General features: G+C 58.5%; 16 protein-coding genes and 2 pseudogenes. 6 read left to right on the top strand and 12 right to left on the bottom strand.

What is annotated here, in order from left to right:
• Window positions 1-7 precede the first annotated feature (7 nt).
• Both yegQ and yegS read left to right on the top strand, forming a co-directional pair.
• Window positions 8-1369 (top strand): tRNA 5-hydroxyuridine modification protein YegQ, encoded by a 1362-nt coding sequence (yegQ, locus tag ACOTX5_RS06480; RefSeq protein ID WP_045910879.1) that lies wholly within the window; start codon window positions 8-10, stop codon window positions 1367-1369.
• Between the two features lie 248 nt (window positions 1370-1617).
• Window positions 1618-2517, top strand: a complete 900-nt coding sequence (gene yegS, locus ACOTX5_RS06475) for a lipid kinase YegS (protein WP_047727013.1) — start codon at window positions 1618-1620, stop codon at window positions 2515-2517.
• 22 nt (window positions 2518-2539) lie between these two features.
• On the opposite strand, the gene ACOTX5_RS06470 is transcribed toward yegS, so the two are convergent.
• From ACOTX5_RS06470 to dalD, 10 genes and pseudogenes are all read right to left on the bottom strand, one after another.
• Window positions 2540-3313 (bottom strand): ABC transporter ATP-binding protein, encoded by a 774-nt coding sequence (locus ACOTX5_RS06470; protein WP_032669504.1) that lies wholly within the window; start codon window positions 3311-3313, stop codon window positions 2540-2542.
• A gap of 9 nt (window positions 3314-3322) precedes the next feature.
• Window positions 3323-4183, bottom strand: a pseudogene (locus ACOTX5_RS06465) (ABC transporter ATP-binding protein).
• Window positions 4155-5060, bottom strand: coding sequence for an ABC transporter permease (locus ACOTX5_RS06460; RefSeq protein WP_015572358.1), 906 nt, complete (start codon window positions 5058-5060; stop codon window positions 4155-4157). Before ACOTX5_RS06460 ends, ACOTX5_RS06465 begins: the two are co-directional and overlap by 29 nt.
• Entirely contained in the window at window positions 5057-6094 is a 1038-nt protein-coding gene (locus tag ACOTX5_RS06455; protein WP_017693076.1) for an ABC transporter permease, read from the bottom strand. The genes ACOTX5_RS06460 and ACOTX5_RS06455 overlap by 4 nt, the downstream gene beginning before the upstream one ends.
• Complete coding sequence (locus tag ACOTX5_RS06450; RefSeq protein WP_045910881.1) at window positions 6091-7707, bottom strand: ABC transporter substrate-binding protein; 1617 nt, start codon at window positions 7705-7707, stop codon at window positions 6091-6093. Before ACOTX5_RS06450 ends, ACOTX5_RS06455 begins: the two co-directional genes overlap by 4 nt.
• Before the next feature lie 33 nt (window positions 7708-7740).
• Window positions 7741-8895 (bottom strand): mandelate racemase family protein, encoded by a 1155-nt coding sequence (locus ACOTX5_RS06445; protein WP_045910882.1) that lies wholly within the window; start codon window positions 8893-8895, stop codon window positions 7741-7743.
• A gap of 297 nt (window positions 8896-9192) precedes the next feature.
• Window positions 9193-9858, bottom strand: coding sequence for an HAD family hydrolase (locus ACOTX5_RS06440; RefSeq protein ID WP_015572355.1), 666 nt, complete (start codon window positions 9856-9858; stop codon window positions 9193-9195).
• Between the two features lie 44 nt (window positions 9859-9902).
• Window positions 9903-11180, bottom strand: a complete 1278-nt coding sequence (locus ACOTX5_RS06435) for an RbtT/DalT/CsbX family MFS transporter (protein ID WP_058685538.1) — start codon at window positions 11178-11180, stop codon at window positions 9903-9905.
• A gap of 67 nt (window positions 11181-11247) precedes the next feature.
• Window positions 11248-12711: a xylulokinase gene (xylB, locus tag ACOTX5_RS06430; RefSeq protein WP_015572354.1), complete on the bottom strand. Its 1464-nt coding sequence runs from the start codon at window positions 12709-12711 to the stop codon at window positions 11248-11250.
• Window positions 12712-12720: 9 nt separating this feature from the next.
• The gene (gene dalD, locus ACOTX5_RS06425) at window positions 12721-14088 is read right to left on the bottom strand and encodes a D-arabinitol 4-dehydrogenase (RefSeq protein ID WP_017693073.1); all 1368 of its coding nucleotides are present in this window, start codon (window positions 14086-14088) and stop codon (window positions 12721-12723) included.
• Window positions 14089-14299: 211 nt separating this feature from the next.
• On the opposite strand from dalD, the gene ACOTX5_RS06420 reads away from it, so the two are divergent.
• Window positions 14300-15247 (top strand): sugar-binding transcriptional regulator, encoded by a 948-nt coding sequence (locus tag ACOTX5_RS06420; RefSeq protein WP_039270394.1) that lies wholly within the window; start codon window positions 14300-14302, stop codon window positions 15245-15247.
• Here ACOTX5_RS06420 and ACOTX5_RS06415 read toward each other — a convergent pair.
• Window positions 15244-16275 (bottom strand): substrate-binding domain-containing protein, encoded by a 1032-nt coding sequence (locus ACOTX5_RS06415; RefSeq protein ID WP_032654226.1) that lies wholly within the window; start codon window positions 16273-16275, stop codon window positions 15244-15246. The genes ACOTX5_RS06420 and ACOTX5_RS06415 overlap by 4 nt on opposite strands.
• Window positions 16276-16437: 162 nt before the next feature.
• On the opposite strand from ACOTX5_RS06415, the gene ACOTX5_RS06410 reads away from it, so the two are divergent.
• From ACOTX5_RS06410 to ACOTX5_RS06400, 3 genes and pseudogenes are all read left to right on the top strand, one after another.
• Window positions 16438-17187, top strand: a complete 750-nt coding sequence (locus ACOTX5_RS06410) for an SDR family oxidoreductase (protein ID WP_161799062.1) — start codon at window positions 16438-16440, stop codon at window positions 17185-17187.
• 11 nt (window positions 17188-17198) lie between these two features.
• Window positions 17199-18806, top strand: a complete 1608-nt coding sequence (locus tag ACOTX5_RS06405; RefSeq protein ID WP_017693069.1) for an FGGY-family carbohydrate kinase — start codon at window positions 17199-17201, stop codon at window positions 18804-18806.
• Window positions 18807-18902: 96 nt separating this feature from the next.
• Window positions 18903-19505: pseudogene (locus tag ACOTX5_RS06400) on the top strand (MFS transporter); the annotation flags it as partial.
• Here ACOTX5_RS06400 and ACOTX5_RS06395 read toward each other — a convergent pair.
• A partial coding sequence (locus ACOTX5_RS06395) for a hypothetical protein (RefSeq protein WP_223230349.1) occupies window positions 19502-19603 on the bottom strand: 102 nt, incomplete at its 5' end. The pseudogene ACOTX5_RS06400 and the gene ACOTX5_RS06395 overlap by 4 nt on opposite strands.

The following is a 19603-nucleotide window of genomic DNA, read 5'->3' as shown; positions in this document are numbered from 1 at the left end:
AACAAACATGTTTAAACCGGAACTCCTTTCCCCGGCGGGAACGCTGCAAAATATGCGTTACGCTTTCGCCTATGGTGCCGACGCCGTCTACGCGGGCCAGCCGCGCTACTCGCTGCGCGTGCGTAACAACGAATTCAACCACGAGAATCTTCAGCTCGGCATCAATGAAGCGCATGCCCTGGGCAAAAAATTCTACGTGGTGGTGAACATCGCGCCGCACAACGCCAAGCTGAAAACGTTCATTCGCGACCTGAAGCCGGTCGTGGAGATGGGGCCGGACGCGCTGATCATGTCGGACCCGGGTTTAATCATGCTGGTTCGGGAGAACTTCCCGGAGATGGACATTCACCTCTCGGTGCAGGCTAACGCCGTCAACTGGGCAACGGTGAAATTCTGGAAACAGATGGGGCTGACCCGCGTCATTCTGTCCCGCGAGCTGTCCCTCGAAGAGATCGAAGAGATCCGCACCCAGGTGCCGGATATGGAGATCGAAATCTTCGTTCACGGCGCGCTGTGCATGGCCTACTCCGGCCGCTGCCTGCTCTCTGGCTACATCAACAAGCGTGACCCGAACCAGGGCACCTGCACCAACGCCTGCCGCTGGGAATATAACGTTCAGGAAGGCAAAGAAGATGACATCGGCAATATCGTGCACAAACACGAGCCGATCCCGGTCACCAACGTTGAGCCAACGCTGGGTATCGGCGCGCCTACCGACAGCGTGTTTATGATCGAAGAAGCCAAACGTCCGGGCGAATACATGACCGCCTTCGAAGACGAGCATGGCACCTACATCATGAACTCCAAAGATCTGCGCGCCATCGCACACGTCGAGCGTTTAACCCAGATGGGCGTACACTCCCTGAAAATCGAAGGCCGCACCAAGTCTTACTACTACTGCGCCCGTACCGCACAGGTGTATCGCAAAGCCATCGACGATGCCGCCGCCGGCAAACCGTTCGACACCAGCCTGCTGGAAACGCTGGAAGGTCTGGCGCATCGCGGCTATACCGAAGGTTTCCTGCGTCGTCACACCCACGACGACTACCAGAACTACGAGCATGGCTACTCTATTTCCGAACGCCAGCAGTTTGTAGGCGACTTCACCGGCGAACGTAAAGGTCCGCTGGCCGCCGTCGCCGTAAAAAACAAATTCACTAAAGGCGACAGCCTGGAGCTGATGACGCCTCAGGGCAACATCAACTTCCGCCTCGAGCACCTGGAAAACAAAAAAGGTGAGGCGATAGAGGTCGCACCTGGCGACGGCCATGTGGTCTGGCTGCCGGTTCCTGAAGAGGTAGAGCTGGAGTTTGCGCTGCTGATGCGTAATTTTGAAGGTGAAAATACCCGAAATCCACACGGCAAATAGTCAATCAACGGGATTTTTTCACGCTGGGATAATTCTTAGAATCGGATCACATACCGCTTCGTTCAATACGGGTATTATCCCCCCGCTGAAAAACATAACCCATAAATGCTAGCTGTACCAGGAACCACCTCCTTAGCCTGCGTAATCTCCCTTACGCGGGCTTATTTTTTGCCTTTCATCCTGTTCTTACCCGCTTTTTCCTTCTCTGGGATACACTCTTTCTATAGTTAAAAAAGGGAGCAACCCGGATGGCATCCTATCCAGACAGTTTATTAATTCTCAATGGCAAAAGTGCAGGCAACGATCTGTTGCGCCAGGCGATCACCGAATTGCGTGAAGATGGCGCGCGCATTGACGTGCGGGTGACCTTTGAAAAAGGCGATGCGGCACGCTATATCGACGAAGGCATCAGGTTAGGTGCTGAGACCATCATTTCAGGCGGCGGCGACGGAACAATCAACGAGATCGCTGGCGCGCTTATTGACCTCAACACAGCACATCGCCCGGTGATGGGCATTTTACCGCTCGGTACCGCCAATGATTTTGCCACCAGCGCCGGCATACCTGAGGATTTAGGCAAAGCGCTGCAACTGGCTATCCTCGGGAAAGCGACCGCCGTCGACATTGCGCAGGTGAATGAAAGAACCTGCTTTATCAACATGGCAACGGGCGGTTTCGGCACGCGGATCACCAGCGAAACGCCGGAGAAGCTGAAAGCCGCGCTGGGCGGCGTCTCGTACCTCATTCACGGCCTGATGCGCATGGACACCCTCAAGCCCGACAGCTGTGAAATCCACGGTGAGAACTTCCACTGGCAGGGCGACGCGCTGGTGATTGGTATCGGCAACGGACGTCAGGCAGGCGGCGGACAGCAGCTTTGCCCGGAAGCCCTGATTAATGATGGTCAGCTACAGTTGCGCATTTTTACTGGCGACGGGCTGCTGCCCGCGCTGTTTACGACGCTGACGCAGCCTGAGGAGAGCCCCAATATCATCGCCGGGAAATCCGCGTGGTTTGAAGTGATCGCCCCACACGGCATGACCTTTAACCTTGATGGCGAACCGCTGAGCGGAGAGAAATTCCGCATCGAAGTGGTTCCGGGCGCGTTGCAGTGCCGATTACCGCCGGATTGTCAGCTCTTGCGCTGATGGTTTGCCGGGTGGCGGCTACCTAATACACCGCCACCTCCCGCGCCATCTCGCGGGAATACTGCTGTGAGGCATTGACCAGCATCCGCGTATAGTCGGTTTTGGCCTGCCCGGCGACCAGTTCGTCCACCGTCAGGCTTTCAAGGATTTTGCCATACTGCATTACCGCCACCTTCTGACACAGATGGGCAATCACGCCCAGATCGTGGGTCACCATCAGGTAGGTCAGGTTCGACTCACGCTGAAGTTCCGCCAGCAGGTTGAGGATTTCCGCCTGTACCGAGACGTCCAGCGCCGAGGTAGGTTCATCCAGCAGCAGCACCTGCGGCTCCAGAATCAGCGCCCTGGCAATCGCCACGCGCTGGCGCTGCCCGCCGGAAAGCTGGTGCGGATAGCGATCGCGAAACGCCCGGCTAAGCCCAACTTTATCCAGCAGGGCGTGAACGCGCCGCTCCCGATTTTTTATGCGGTGAATGTGCAGCGGCTCTTCCAGAATATCGCCGATGGTGTGACGCGGATGCAAAGAGCCGTACGGATCCTGAAATACCATCTGCACCCGGCGGCAGCGTTCCTGGCTGATACGTTTTTCCAGCCGCTTGCCGTTAATCGCCAGCTCGCCCTCCCAGTGGGTAAACAGCCCGGCAAGGCATTTCAGCACCGTGGTTTTGCCCGAACCGGACTCCCCCACCAGGCCGTAAATCTCGCCGTCCCTCACGCTGATATTCACATCGTCCAGCACCTGATTACGCTTCTCGCCCTCGCCAAACGTCAGGTTAAGGTGTTGTATCTCGATCATCTCTGCTCCTTACTCGGTAAGCCAGCTGGCCTGACGCTGTAATACCGGCAGCGTCGGTCGGCGATGGTTGATTTCCGGTAGCGCGCTGATGAGCCCCTGGGTGTAGGGATGCCTGGCGTTGTGCAGATCCTTCGCGGCAATCGACTCCACCACCCGTCCGGCGTACATCACCAGCACCCGGTCGCAGAAGCTGCGCACCAGGTTGATGTCGTGGCTGATAAAGATCAGCCCCAGACCGCGGGACTACACCAGGTCGTCGAGCAGGCCCAGCACCTGCAAACGCACCGACACGTCCAGCGCCGAAGTCGGCTCGTCGGCAATGACCAGCTCGGGATCGGCGATGAGCATCATGGCGATCATGATGCGTTGCCCCTGCCCGCCGGAAATCTCGTGCGGACAGAGGTGATACACCCGCTCCGGCTGGCGAATGCGCACCACGTCGAGCATCTCCAGCACTCTGGCTTTGGCTTCCGCCTTGCGCCCCGGATGATGTGTCAGCCAGGCTTCGGCAATTTGGTCGCCCACGCACACCACCGGGTTAAGGGAGTATTTCGGGTCCTGCATGATCATCGAGATGCGCTTGCCGCGAATGCCGCGCATCTGCGCCTCGCTGACGGCCTGTAAATCGACATCGCCAAACTGCATCCGCGCGGCGCGGATCTGCGCTTTGGCCGGATGCAGGCGTAGCAGCGCCCGCCCGACGGTGGATTTACCGGAACCGGATTCACCGACAATCGCCAGCTTTTCGCGTCCGAGCTGGAAAGAGACGCCGCGCACCGCGTGGGTGACCGCGTCGCCGTTGATAAAATCGACGTGGAGATCGCGCACGTCGAGCATCGGGTTATTCGCTACGAGGATCGAGGATGTCACGCAGGCCATCTCCTAAGAAGTTGAACGCCAGACTGTTGATCAGGATCGCCAGCCCCGGAATAGTCACCACCCACCAGCACTCCATCATGTAGGTACGACCGCTGGAGATCATCGCTCCCCACTCCGGCTCCGGCGGCTGTGCGCCAAGGCCAAGAAAGCCCAGCCCGGCGGCGGTGAGAATGATCCCCGCCATGTTCATGGTGATGCGGATAATCACTGACGGCAGGCACAGCGGGACAATGTGACGCCACAGTACGCGCACCGGGGAAGCACCCTGAAGCCGCACGGCGGAGATAAAATCGGCCTGGCGCAGAGAGAGGGTTTCGGCGCGCGCCAGACGGGCAATCGGCGGCCAGGCGGTGAGCGTAATCGCAATCACCACGTGCTCCAGCCCCGGCCCGAGCGCCGCGACAAACGCCAGCGCCAGCACCAGGCTCGGGAAGGAGATAAAGATATCGGTGACGCGCATCAGCACCGCGTCCACCCTGCCGCCGAAGTAGCCTGCGGTCACGCCCAGCAGCAGCCCCAGCGGGCCAACGGTCACGGAGACCAGCAGCACGATGTAGAGCGTGATGCGCGCGCCGTACACCAGCCGGCTGAAGATGTCCCGGCCAAACTCGTCGGTGCCGAACCAGTGCAGTGCGTTCGGGGCGACCAGCGCGTTATTGAGGTCCTGCACCAGCGGGTTGTACGGCGCGATCAGCGGGGCAAACGCCGCCACAATCAGCAGCAGCAGGATAATCCCGCCGCCGATGGCGGTGAGCGGATTGCGCGCCATCTTGCCGACGAAGCCCGCGGCGCGGCCCAGCGTGCGTCTGATACGCTGGCGGCGTTCGGATGGCCCGGTCCCCAGCGGCGAATCCAGAGAAACGGTCATGACTTCGTCCTCGGGTCAAAGAGTTGATACAGCATGTCGGAGAGCAGGTTCAGCATCACGAAGATGACCCCCACCAGCAGCACGCAGCCCATGACCGCGTTCATATCCCCGAGCAGCAGGCTGCCGGTGAGATACGAACCGAAGCCCGGCCAGGAGAAGACGGTTTCAATCAGCACCGCCCCCTCCAGCAGCGAGCCGTAGGCCAGCGCCACTACCGTCAGGAGCTGCACGAGAATGTTGCGAAACGCGTGATTCCAGATCACCTGACGTTCAGTTAAGCCCTTCACCCGGGCAGTGATAATGAACTCCTGCGACAGCTGCGCCAGCATAAAGCTGCGGGTCATGCGGCTGATATAGGCCAGGGAGTGGAAGCCAAGCAGCGACGCGGGCAAAACCAGATGGTTAATGGCGTTCCAGAACACCGCGCCGTTCCCGGCCAGCAGCGCATCCACCGTCATCAGTCCGGTGCGGCGTGGGACTACCCCCTCCAGTCCGAGATCCAGACGTCCCGCGCCTCCCACCCAGCCAAGCCAGGCGTAGAACAGCAGCAGCCCCATCATCCCGACCCAGAAAATCGGCGTGGAATAACCCGCCAGACTGATGATGCGCACCACGTAGTCGGAAACGCTGTTGCGCCGCGCCGCCGCCAGTACACCCAGCGGAATGCCCAGACCCGCACCGACGATAATCGCCATCGTCGCCAGCTCGAGCGTCGCCGGGAAGACGCGCAGAATATCGGCAGTCACCGGTTTACCCGTCAGCAGGGCATTGCCCAGATCGCCGTGCAGCAGGTTATTGAGGTAAATACCGAACTGAGCCAGCAGCGACCGGTCGAATCCCAGCTGGTGATAGACCTGCTGATAGGTGCTGTGGTCGGCATCCGGTCCGACAATCGCCAGCACCGGATCAACGGGCATTACGCGGCCGATGAAAAAGGTCAGCAGCAGAAGGCCGAACAGCGTCACCACCACCTGCGTTAACCGCTTTGAGAAGCGCCGGGTCCGTGAGCCGGGCGCGAGAATTGCCACACTCATTTGTCACCTCCGGTTTTGTAGACGTCGCGCAGGAAGGTGGTGGCCGACGGGTGCGACTGGAAGTTCTTCACCTCGTTACGCACCACCACCGAATCGACCATCTGTGACAGGGGGATCATCGCCGGGATCAGCGCGTCGTAGCGGACCTGGATCTGCTGGTAGTCGGCGATCTGTTTTTCCGGATCGCGCTCCAGCAGGGCCTTGTCGATCATTTCGTTGAGCGGCTTGTCGTAGAAGCTGGTACGCCAGCCCTGGAAGTTGGTCAGACGGGCTTCATCGCTGTTGTCCGGGTTATAGACCAACGCCCGCAGGCTGGAGTGCGGATGGGGTTCGACGCCGCTACCGCCGCGCCCCACCAGCATGTCGAACTTGCGCTCGCGCATTGCGCCGTAAATCTGGTTCCCGGTGCCGGTGATGATTTTGGCGGTGATGCCCGCCTGCATCAGCGTCGACTGCACGGCGATGGCGATATTGAGGAACGGCTGATCCGCCAGCACCCGCAGGGTGGTGTCAAACCCGTCCGGGTAGCCCGCCTCCGCCAGCAGCTTTCTGGCGCGCGGGATATCGAGCCTATAGCCCGGGTCCGGCAGCGTGGACGGCATACCCGCCTTGATCGGGCGCTGGTGCAGCACGCCGTAGCCCGGCATCAGCGCTTTATTGATGCCCTGATAGTCAATCAAGTAGCGCACCGCTTCGCGCACCTTCGGGTTAGCGAAATGGGCCTCTTTCATGCTCATCGCCACGTAGTAGACCGTGCCTTTCTGCACGGCTTCGACGGTGAGCTGCGGGTCTTTGCGCAGGGCGTTAATGTCCGCCACCGCCATGTTGTTGGCAACGTCGAGGTCGCCTTTCTCAATCATCAGGCGCAGGGTTTGTGACTCCTGGAAATGACGCAGCACCACCCGGCTCATTTTGGGTTCTTCCCGCCAGTATTGCGGGTTGCGCTGCATGCGCAGCACATCCTTCGCCTGCCAGGTTTCCAGCATAAACGGGCCGGAACCCGCTTCGTTGGTGGTAAGCCAGCGGTTGCCCCAGTCGTTATTCACCGCGTGCTGCTGCACCGTTTTGCTGTCGAGCACGCCGAGGTTGCCGAGCGCGCCGAGGGAGTAGATCACCAGCTGCGGATCGTTAGGCTTAGGCAGAACAATTTGCACCGTGTAGGCATCGGGGGCGCTGATTTGGCTGTCGATGTTTTGCTTAGAAAATCCATACGACTTCCACACCGAGGCCTGGGCAAGGTTGAGGTGCAGCAGACGGCGCATCGACCAGACCACATCCTCCGCCGTGAGCGGGTTGCCAGAGTGGAATTTAACGTCGTCACGCAGGTGAAAGGTCAGGGTTTTACGGTCCGGCGAAATATTCCAGGACGTCGCCAGCGCGGGCCTGACGTTGGTGAGCGCGTTCGGGTCCAGCTCCACCAGCGAATCGTAGAGATTGACCACTATGCCGACCACTTCGTTACCGGTCATCGCCGCCGGATCGAGTGTCAGGAGGTTGTTCATATTCATGCCGATGATGAGCTGGTCGGGCGGCGTTTTCGCGTACGCCGCACCGCTCCCCATCATCAGCGAGAGCGCGAGCAAGCACGCCCCGGCTAAGGGAGATCGTTTCATGTATATATCGCCTGTAGGGTACGTTTTTATCTGTCAGTCGTGGCTGACGGTATTGGCTTCGATATATGCAAAATTAATGTCTTCGCCCAGTCCCGGGCGGGTCGGCAGACTGACCATGCCGTTTTCGTCCATCGGGTCCACCAGGCTGTTGAGGTACGCCGCCGGTTGGTCGTAGTCGAGGAACGGGTGCAGCAGGCCGCGCTCGTACCAGCGGCAGTTTTTGATGGCGCCAATCACCGCCAGGCTGGCCGCGCCGTTGCCGTGTATTTCGCAGTCCATGCCAAAAGATTCCGCCAGGTTCGCCACCTTCAGCGTTGGGGAAATGCCGCCCACGCCGTTCGACCCTGCGCGCAGGATGTCGCAGGCCCCGGCTTTGATCCAGTCCGCGCGGCTGTGGTGCTTTCCGCCCAGGCTTTCCGGCCCGATAACCGGAATCGAGAGGTTCTCCGCCAGCCACGCGTAGGAGGCCATGCTCTCCTCTTCCATCGGCTCTTCAAACCAGGCGAAGTCAAGCTTTTCCAGCGCTTTGCCGATGTACAGCGCCTCGGTACGGCTGTACCAGTGGTAGCCGTCAATCATCAGGTCAATGTCCGGGCCAACCGCTTCACGCACGGCGGCACAGGCTTTGACGTCCATCTTTGGATTGGGGGCGAAAGAGACCGGCGGCATCCAGGTGTGCAGCTTGATGGCCTTGTAACCGCGCGCCACCAGCTTTTCGGCAAAGCTGGCGTACTCCTCCGGCGTGGATAATCCGCCCGGCAGATCGTCGCCGCACATGGTGCTGCCATAGGCCGGCACCTTATCGCGATAGCCGCCAAGCAGTTTCCAGACCGGCAGGTTGAGCTTACGGCCAATCAGATCCCACAGCGCCTGTTCAACGAAGCCCAGCGCACGCTCGGGCAGCTGATGCGCGCTTCCCCGCTGCCAGTGCGCCAGATCCTGCCAGATGCGTTCCCGGTTGAATGCGTCCTGCCCCACCAGCACTTTGCGAAAGAAGGTATTGACCACAAAGGGGCGCACCACTTCCGGCGGCGCGAACGAATATCCGCGGGTGCCCTCTTCTGCCGTGATGGTCAACATCGCCATTTTGGCCATGCTCTCCGGCCCAGGATGCGAATGCCCCGCCGCGTCAGAGACCCGACGCGTCGGGTACTGAAAAACGGTGACGTCTACAGATTCAATTTTCATTATCGGTCCTTAAGTCCGGCGATAAGCCCAGAAGCAGAAAATGACAAAGGGGTTTTATGATTTTAAAAATGCGTTTCAGTATGTAATTTAAGCATAAAAAATCAGCACGTCCTCGGACAAAACGCGTTAAGGAGAGGCTATTTTTTGGGCATATGCACGGTCGGACGTGACAATTTTCACAAAAGCGCGGGGAAATGTGAGGTTGATCGGGAGACGTTATTTGAAGGTAAGCGCAGAAGCAGGAATATGCTGACCGGCAACAACCCGCGGAAACTTCTGCGCTTACAAATCAGTCAACTAACCTGCTTCCGGGGCTGGAACGGCAAGCGTTTCCAGCAGCGCATGCATAGACGCATACCGGCCACTGGCATTGTTAAAGCTGGCATGATGGCACGCTGGCGAGACGATGAGGGTTTTGAGCCCCGCACTAAGGGCGGCACGGTAGCCGCTCTGGCTGTCCTCAATCACTATGCACTGCGAGGCCGTCAGGCCTAATTTTCGCAGCGCCGAGAGATAGACGGCAGGGTGCGGTTTTCCGTAGCGTTCATCGTCGGCGCTGCAAATGACCTCAAAATAGTGACCCATCCTGAGTTTCTTAAGCACCGCATGCACGATTTCATGCGACGAAGAGGTGGCAAGTGCAATCCGGTAACCTGCCTCACGAAAATACGACATCACGTCGTAGATGCCCTCTATCGCTTTGCCTTCCCGGCCAATCAGTTCGATGATGCGCAGACGAATGGCTGCTTCAATCATTTCAGGATCGGCCTCAAGTTTGCAGTATTCGCACCAGGTCCGGGCAATCTCATCCAGCCGCTTGCCTTTCGTCAGTGACTCACACTCTTCGTCGCTGACCTCAGCACGCCAGCCTGCCAGAGCTGCTTTCTGCGCCTGACGCCACAGGCCTTCGGAGTCAATGATGACGCCATCCATGTCAAAAATTACCGCCTTAACATCCATCATACGTCTCCGTGAATGGCCCGACGCTGCCGTCAGGCCTGAATAAATTACGAAATTCCGACCGTTTCACCCTTACAGGTTTCCTGACGAACAAACCCAGGCTGCTCAACCCGAATAAACGGACACAGGATGAAGGCCACGACATACAGCGCCGTGTAGGCAATGACCACGCCGAGCGTGCTGAACCAGGGCAGCAGCATCACGGCAATCGCCGGCGCAAGGAAGTTAGACAGACCGGCTGACAGGTTATACACCGAAATCGCCGCCCCCTTGTGCCGCGGCTCCAGCGCCGGGAACACCGCCGCCATCGGTACGAAGGCCGCCACAAAAATCCCCAGCGCGATGGCCGGGACCAGCGCCATGGCAAAGTTATGCCCGAAGTGCTGCGGAATGTAGTAAAACGCCAGGCTCGAGAGCGCCATCCCGATGCAGCCAAACCAGCGCACCACCCGCATCCAGCCCATTTTTTCCGCCACCACGCCCCAGAAGACGTTCGAGAAGATGGTAGTGAAGAAGAATACCGCCCAGACCTGAAGCCACTCGGAGGTGGTGAAGCCCAGCTCGTCAACAAACATCATCGGCATGATGACGGCAAACCCGAACAGGGAGAGGGTGTTGATGATACGCACCATGCTGGAGAGCAGAATACTGCGGTTGGTGTAGAGCAGCGTCGCTGCACGGCCCAGCTCGGCGAATTTTTCCCGGGTGGAGAGAGTCTGCATATGCCGTGGCGTTTCCACCTTACGCATAGAGACCAGCGCAATGATCCCGCCGGTTACGCAGAATGCCAGCGCCAGCCACAGGGTGCCCATCTCCCCGATGTGCGGAATGGTAAAGCTCGGAATGTAGCTGCCGAACACGCCGATGCCGATAGAGTAAACCGCCCAGAACCAGCCCAGCGCCGCGCTGGTACTGTCGCTGCGAACGTTATGCACAATGGCGACGATAAAGGCATAGAGGAACAGCGGATAGGCCAGGCCGCGGATCCCGTAGAACAGCAGAATTAATGCGTAATTTGCCTGACCCAGACCAAAAACGAGAAACAGGACGTGGAAAACGCACCACAGGACGAAGCCAATCAGCATGGTTTTTTGCGGGGTGATGATTTCAGCCACCACGCCGGAAATCCATGCGGAGAGCGCCGCCGCGAGACCGTAGAGCGTGAAGGCGAAAGAGGCTTCAGCAGGCGTGAAGCCCAGCGCCTTAATATAGTGCGACAGGAATGCCAGCTCGAAACCATCGCCCGTCATAAAGACCGCGATAGCGATATACCCCCAGACCAGACTCAGGGGTAATCCCAGCCATTGTTTGTTATTTAACGACATATTGACCTCGTTTTTAGGGTACAGGGAACCGCTCCGGCAGCATCACCGGAGGGTCTTTGCCACAGAATTATGGGTTTCGGTAGTTCAGGTCGTTTTGGTAAAGCGCGTTAAACTGCTGGTAACGCGTCATCAGCGCACGGTGGCGCGCCGGATCGCTGCGCCAGGTTTTATAGACTTCAGGTTTTTCGCACACGGAAGCCAGCGGCTTACCGGCTGCGAGACAGGCCAGCCGTGCAGCCCCCAGCGCACCGCCGGTTTCGCCGCCCTTATGCGTCACCACCGGCATCGCCAGAATATCGGCCAGCAGCTGGGCCCAGAAGGGGCTCCGCGCCCCGCCGCCGACGAGGGAGCACTGTTCAATCTGCGTGCCGCTCTCCTGCAACACGCGAAGGCCATCGGCAATACCGAAGCTGACGCCTTCCAGCACCGCATACCCCATCAGCGCACGCTGGCTGGAGTGCGTTAGCCCCCAGAACATGCCCCGAGCACAGGGATCGTTATGCGGCGTACGTTCCCCGGAAAGGTACGGCAGGAACATCGGCGCGCTCGCTTTCTCCGCATCGCTTAGCTGGGCGATCTCCTCAAGCAATGCCAGCTCCGTGACGCCCACCAGACGGCAAAACCACTGTAGACAACTGGCGGCGCTTAACATCACGCTCATCTGATGCCACAGGTTTGGCAGCACGTGACAGAACGCGTGCACGGCAGACTGGGGCGCCGGACGGTAGGCATCTGTGACCACAAACAGCACGCCGGAGGTGCCCAGCGAAATAAACGCATCGCCCGGCGAAACGGCCCCAACCCCTATCGCGCTGACGGCGTTATCTCCCCCGCCGCCGGCAACGATAACCGAGGGGTTCAGACCCCACCGCTGCGCTACCGCAGGTTCGAGTAGCGCCGAGACCTCACACCCTTCCACCAGCGCAGGCATGGCGGCACGCGACAGCCCACATTTTTCCAGCAGTGCATCCGACCAGTCTCGTTTTCCCACATCCAGCCACAGCGTCCCTGCCGAGTCCGACATATCAGAGATTTTTTTTCCGGTCATTTTGAAGCGCAGATAATCCTTCGGCAGCAGCACGGTGGCGAGACGGCTGAAGTTCTGCGGCTCATGACGGCGCACCCAGAGCAGCTTTGGTGCCGTAAACCCCGGCATTGCCAGGTTCCCCGCCACCTGGTGCAGCTCGGGCGCCATCTCTTCCAGCTCTGCGCACTCCTGCGCGCAGCGGGTGTCATTCCACAGGATGGCCGGACGCAGGGGTTCACCCGCGGCATCCAGCAGTACCGCACCGTGCATCTGTCCGGAAAGGCCAATGGCTTTTATCGCCTGCCAGTGGTGGCCGCACTTCTCCCGGAGGGTGGCAATCAGGTATTCGGTTGCCTCCCACCAGGCTTCCGGCGATTGTTCAGACCAGTGCGGCTTCGGACGCTGTATCGTCAGCGGCGCGCTATGGGTAGCGACAACGCCGTTGTTTTCGTCAATGACCAGCGCCTTTACTTCTGATGTGCCAAGATCGATGCCCAGATACATACCCACCTCTCACTTAATCAGCGCGTAGACGTCAGCGATTTTTTCACGCAGAAGCGCGGCAAAATCTTCCCGGCCGGTCAGATCGCCAAACAGGGCGGTATCGCTGGCATATCGGGCTATCGGATCGTCCGATTCGAACATCGCATGTACCGCAGAGGCGTTGAGGATACCGTCCTGGTATTCATATGGCAGCTTGCCGTGATGCCACTGCTCCATATAGACGTAGAACAGCGCAGGCAGCATAGCGGTAGCGTCAGGACGTACGCCGCGCTGGTAACATTCACGCAGCGTTGGGGCTATCATCGCCGGGATCTTCGAGAACCCGTCGGCCGCGACGCGCTGGTTGGTGTCCTGAATCCAGGGGTTGGTAAAACGCTTAAGCACCACGTCGCGGTAGGCTGGCAGATCGATGCCATTATCTCCCAGGCAGGGAATGACATCTTCCGTCACGTAGCGGTCGGCAATCTTGTAGATAAACTCTGTCAGCGTGCTTTCATGGATATACTGCTGCCCGACCAGAGTACCCGCCCAGGCGATACAGCTATGGGAGGCATTGAGGATGCGGATCTTCGCCTCTTCATAAGGGATGACGGATCCCACCAGCTCCACGCCCACCGTTTCCAGCGCGGGACGAACGTCGCGGAAATTGTCTTCAATCACCCACTGAATAAAGCGTTCCCCCATAACCGGGGCGTTATCGTCTATGCCCGTCCGGGCCTTAATGCGCGCCGGGAGATCGGCCGCCGGACGCGGTGTGATGCGATCCACCATGGTATTCGGACAGGTCGCATTAGCGCTCAGCCAGTCGATGACCCTCTGTTTGCCGCTGAGGGTTAAGAATTCAATCAACCCGTCGTGGAAGCGCTCGCCGTTATGCCGCACGTTGTCACAGTTAAGCAAGGTTACCGGACCCGCTCCGTTCGCCATACGCGCTTCGAGGATGCGGGCAATTGTCCCGTAGATGGTTTTACAGCCGCCCTTAATATCGCTCGCCAGATCGGCATTGGCCACATCCAGCCTGTGGCTGGTATCCAGATAGTAGCCCCCCTCCGTCACGGTAAACGCGATGACCCGAGTCTGCGGGTTCGCCCCTTCGGCAATCAGCGGCTGCAAATCCGCCTGCCACGGGATCAGCGTCTGAATCGAGGCGATCTCTTCATAGTCTCTCTCGCCTTCCGGGCTGACGGTCTCCAGTACATATCGCCCCTTCTGCGCGGCCAGCGCCTGCACCACATGTTCAGCATCGTTGCGTATGTTGCCCGCAGCGATGTGCCAGCGCGTATCGCCGCCGGCAATCAGGCGATGCAGATACCACGCCTGATGCGCACGATGAAAAGACCCCAGCCCAATATGTAGCCATGTGTATTTCTCGGTCATTGTTCTGTTCTCCAGTGAGGTTATGGCTGAACTGTAGATGATCATTTGATTAAAATAAGAGCTACAGATCACAAAAGAACAAATGACCATTCAAATAACAAATGACCAATAAAGAGCAAACCGCTTGCCTCAGCGCGGAGCACCCGCCAGAATGACAGACAATTGTTGTGGGTGTTGACCGCCCTCAACCCCACTCTTGAGGCAGGGAAACGTGAGCAAAGAAGATGACATCAGGCTCGATCAAAAAGTGCGGGCGGCATGGATGTATTACATCGCCGGGCTTAATCAAAGCGAAATTGCCAGCCAGCTCGGCACATCAAGACCGGTGGTGCAGCGGCTGATTGCCGCCGCGAAAGAGGAAGGCATTGTCTCGATTGGGCTTCATCACCCTGTCGCTAACTGCCTCGATTATGCGCAACTTCTCGCGGAAAAATATCACCTGACCCACTGCAACATTGTGCCCGTCTACCGCAATGAAAGCGCGCTGGATAGCGTGACGTTTGGCTGTTATCAGCTGATGGCCCGCTACCTGCAAGGTGATAAACCCACGGTTGTCGGAATTGGCTCCGGACTGACGCTAAAAAAAACCATCAAGCGTATCGATTTTGACAGCCACAACACCCGCTGTGTCGCCCTGATCAGCGCCATGAACGAGCACGGGCAATGTAACTATTACGATGATGTGCCGTTGCTGCTGGCGCGTAAAATTCAGGGAAAATATTACCAGTGGCCGGCGCCGCGCTATGCTCAGTCCAGCGAGGAGCATGAGATGTGGTGCTCAAACCGCCTGTTCCGTAACGTCTGCGCCGTGGCGGATGCGGCCGATGTGATTTTTGTCGGCATCGGGGCGCTGGGCAGGCAGAGCCCTATCTTCAAAGACGGGTTTATCGATGAGGCACAGCTGGAAGAGTTGACCCAGCGCGGTGGCGTTGGCGAAATACTCGGACGCTTTATCGATGCCGACGGCAACGTCATCGACAGCCAGATTAATCGCTTTATTACCAGCTACGATATTCGCCCGAGCCAGTGTCCACGTATTGCGGCCGCCTGCGGCGAGGATAAACGCCCGGCGATCCTTGCCGCCCTCAAAGGCGGCTGGGTAAACGGTCTGGTGACGGATGAACAGACCGCGCGCTGGCTGCTGACGCGTCAGGGCTAGCCCGTGACGCTCTGGCTGCCAATCAGTTCCGGTGGGATCTCAATACGCCTGACCGAGGTATCACCGGAATCGAGAATTTCAAATACCTTCTCCAGCATCGCCGGGACGTCCTGGCGCACCATGTCGATATCATGTCCCAGCAGAGAGACAAATGGGTCCCAGTCAAAACAACCCATCGGCGGCTGATTTTGGCCGGTCTGCCCGTATTGGGCCAGCCAACGTACCACCCCCTCCAGCGAAATGGTCGAATTGACAAACAGCCCCTTTAGCGCCGTCGATGGCGACGGGAAGGTGGCTCTGAGCTGCTCCTCCACGCGCGATGACGAGTACCCGGTGACCAGCAGCTGCTGTTCCGGAACGGTCAGCCCATGGGCCTGATGGGCATCAAGGAACCCGCGCAGGCGCTCTGCGGTGTTGTTATCACTCCGGCGTCCGCCCACGAAGGTCAGCGGAGCCAGCGAACCAAACCGTTTAAAGCTGCTGGCGAGGATCCGCTCTGTCAGCATCTTCGCGCCGCCGTAGTTATCCGAAATGATAGAGGGCGCCAGGGTACCCGGCAGATCAAGATTTAGCGTAGGTACGCCCGCCTGATGACAGAGTTCAGCAATTTTGTCCGGGTGTGTCGCCCCCGTGGCAATGACCCAGTCAACCTGCCAGGAGAGCATGGCACGGGCGGCATCCAGCTCGAGTTCCGGCTGTCGGCGTGTGCAGGTAATAATCGGCAACAGCCCTCTGGCACGCGCCATCTCTTCGAATTTTTCCGCTATAGAGCCGAAATAGCGGTTGTCATATTTCGGCACAATCATGCCGATAACGTTCGATTTCTTGCTGCGCAGCAGGCTTGCCTGACGGTTAACCGCGTAGCCCTGCTCTTGTGCAATGCGGGTTACCTTCTCTGCCAGGCTGGCGCTGATGCGGCGTTTCTTCCAGTTGCCATTCAAAATAGCACTCACCGCGCTGGCAGAAACGCCGGTGAGTTCCGCCAGATCGTAAATGGTCGTTTTCTTCGTTTTCTCAACGCGCGTCACAAAATCGCCTCTTCATTTTGAATGTCTCTTGCTGGAGAAATAAGCAAGTGCTAGATCTGCTTCATCGATTGAGCAGTTTGCTTCACGCGTCAGTCAGAACCCCCGTTCTTCACGCGAAAGCAGACACACCCTAAAAATCATCTCTGCATAAAGGATTATAAAATGAATCACTCTGTCCCCTCCATGAATAGTTCCCTTCAGGGCAAAGTCGCTGCTATCACTGGCGCCGCCTCAGGTATTGGCCTGGAGTGTGCAAAAACGCTGCTCGGCGCTGGCGCAAAGGTGGTGTTAATCGACCGTGAAGGCGAGAAGCTTCAGCGCATCGTCGCCGAGCTGGGCGAGAACGCGTTTGCCCTGCAAATCGATCTGTTCAAACCCGAGCAAGTCGACGCGATGCTGAGCGACATTGTCGGCCTCGCCGGCGGCCTGGATATTTTTCACGCCAATGCAGGCGCCTACATCGGCGGGCCGGTTGCTGAAGGCGACCCGGACGTCTGGGATCGCGTACTGAACCTGAATATCAACGCCGCCTTCCGCTGCGTTCGCGCCGTACTGCCGCATATGATTGCGCAGAAGTCAGGCGATATTATCTTCACCAGCTCCATTGCGGGCGTGGTGCCGGTTATCTGGGAGCCGATCTACACCGCGTCCAAATTTGCCGTTCAGGCGTTCGTGCATACCACCCGTCGTCAGGTCGCGGAACATGGCGTACGCGTCGGAGCCGTTCTGCCTGGGCCGGTAGTGACGGCTCTGCTCGACGACTGGCCGCAGGCCAAAATGGATGAAGCGCTGGCAAACGGCAGCCTGATGCAGCCGATTGAAGTCGCAGAATCGGTGTTATTCATGGTGACCCGTTCGAAGAACGTTACCGTCCGGGATCTGGTGATTCTGCCTAACAGCGTCGATCTTTAAGGGCCGCAAGGATGAAGAGTACACCTGAAACCGTTATCGGCGTAGACGTCGGCTCCGGCAGCGTCCGCGCGGGCATTTTCGATCTCAGCGGCAGGCTGCTTTCCCACGCGACGCAGAAAATTGCCACCGTGCACCGCAGCGGAAGCCGCGTGGAGCAGTCCAGCGCCGAGATCTGGCAGGCCGTTTGCCGCTGCATCCGCGAGGCGCTGGCGCGCTCCGGGACGACTCCGCAGAGCGTTGCCGGCATCGGGTTTGACGCCACCTGCTCGCTGGTGGTGTTGGACAACAATGGCGAACCGCTGGCGGTCAGCCCTGACGGTGAAGCGGAAAACAATATCATCGTCTGGATGGATCACCGTGCGACAGACCAGGCGGAGCGCATCAACGCCACCCATCATCCGGTGCTGGACTACGTTGGCGGGAAAATATCGCCCGAAATGGAGACGCCCAAGCTGCTGTGGCTGAAAGAAAACCACCGAGAGGTCTACGATCGCGCCTGGCAATTTTTCGATTTGGCCGATTTCCTGACCTGGCGCGCGACCGGCGATGTCACCCGTTCCATCTGTACCGTAACCTGTAAATGGACGTGGCTGGCCCATGAGAATCGCTGGGACCCGGACTATTTCCGCACCGTTGGCCTGGACGAGCTGGCCGGAGAAGATTTTGTCCGCATAGGGCAGCATATTGCCGCCCCCGGCACCCCTTGCGGCGAGGGCTTAACGGAGCAGGCCGCGCGTGAGATGGGCTTGCTGCCAGGCACGCCGGTGGCGGTAGGGTTAATTGATGCCCACGCTGGCGGCATCGGGACGTTGGGCGTTGGCGGCGGCGCGCTGAACAATCTTGCGTATGTCTTTGGCACCTCATCGTGCACCATGACCAGCGCCGAGAGCGCCGTTTTTGTGCCCGGCGTCTGGGGGCCTTATTTTAGCGCGATGGTACCTGGGCTGTGGCTGATTGAGGGCGGACAAAGCGCCGCGGGTGCCGCTATCGATCGGTTATTAAGTTTCCATCCTGCCGCACCGCAAGCGCGCCAGCTGGCACAGGAGTCAGACCTGCCGCTGCCGGTTTACCTGGCGGACCGGCTTTTACAGACCTTCGCCACCGCCTCAGAGGCGGTGAACCTGGCAGCAGGACTGCACGTGGTACCCGAATTTCTGGGTAACCGCGCGCCCTTTGCCGATCCCCATGCGCGGGCCACGATCTGCGGGCTGGGCATGGAGAACGATATCAATAACCTGATGGCACTGTATGTGGCCGGTCTGTGTGGTATCGGTTACGGTTTGCGACAAATCATTGACGCCCAGCGTGAATGCGGCGTACAGACCGAAAATATCGTTATCAGCGGCGGCGCGGGCCAGCACCCTTTCGTTCGCCAGCTGCTGGCAGATACCTGCGGGCTGCCGGTGTTAGCGACCCAATGCAGCGAACCGGTATTACTGGGTTCGGCCATTCTCGGGGCGGTGGCGGGAAATATAGCGCCTTCAGTGACCGATGCCATGAAACAATTTACCCACGTGGATAAATATTTCTATCCGCAAGCGAACTTTCAGTCCCTTCATCTGCGTCGATACGAGGCTTATAAGCAGTTACAACAAACTGCGACAGTAATCAGAGAATAAATACACGTCAGTATATTTAGAGAAAAAGACAATAAGAAAACTCACGCCGGAATATTTCCGGTGTGGGCTTACCTGTACGCTACAAACGAGGTCAATATGTCCGAAATAAATAAACAGTGGCTGGGATTGCCGCTGAACCTGCTATGGGGATATCTGGCGATCGCGGTCTTTATGACGGGTGACGGTTTCGAGCTGGCATTCCTGTCGCACTATATTAAATCACTGGGCTTCACGCCTGCTGAAGCCTCTTTCGCCTTCACGCTTTACGGTCTCGCGGCGGCGCTCTCCGCGTGGATCTCCGGCGTGGTGGCTGAAATCATCACCCCGCAAAAAACCATGCTGATTGGCTTCGTCCTGTGGTGCGTTTTCCACGTCCTGTTTCTCGTTTTTGGTCTGGGTCAGGCAAATTACGCATTAATTCTGCTGTTCTATGGGATCCGCGGTCTGGCCTACCCGTTATTTTTGTACGCCTTCATCGTGGTCATTATTCATAATGTGCGTAGCGATAAATCCAGCTCGGCGCTGGGCTGGTACTGGGCGGTTTATTCCGTAGGTATTGGCGTGGCGGGCAGTTATATTCCGAGCTTTACCATTCCGCACATCGGGGAGATGGGCACCCTGTGGCTGGCACTGGCGTTTTGTCTGGCGGGGGGAGTCATCGCCATGGTATCCCTGCGCAGCGCTGAGAGATCCCCTCATAATTTCCCCAAAGCGTAACCATGTGTGAATAAATTTTGAGCTAGTAGGGTTGCAGCCACGAGTAAGTCTTCCCTTGTTATTGTGTAGCCAGAATGCCG

Origin of the sequence: Enterobacter cloacae complex sp. IR5441, from assembly GCF_049238215.1 — a bacterium.
Lineage (GTDB): Bacteria > Pseudomonadota > Gammaproteobacteria > Enterobacterales > Enterobacteriaceae > Enterobacter > Enterobacter hormaechei_C.
Note: the sequence above shows the minus strand (reverse complement) of the source record. Positions and strands in the feature narration are given on the sequence as shown.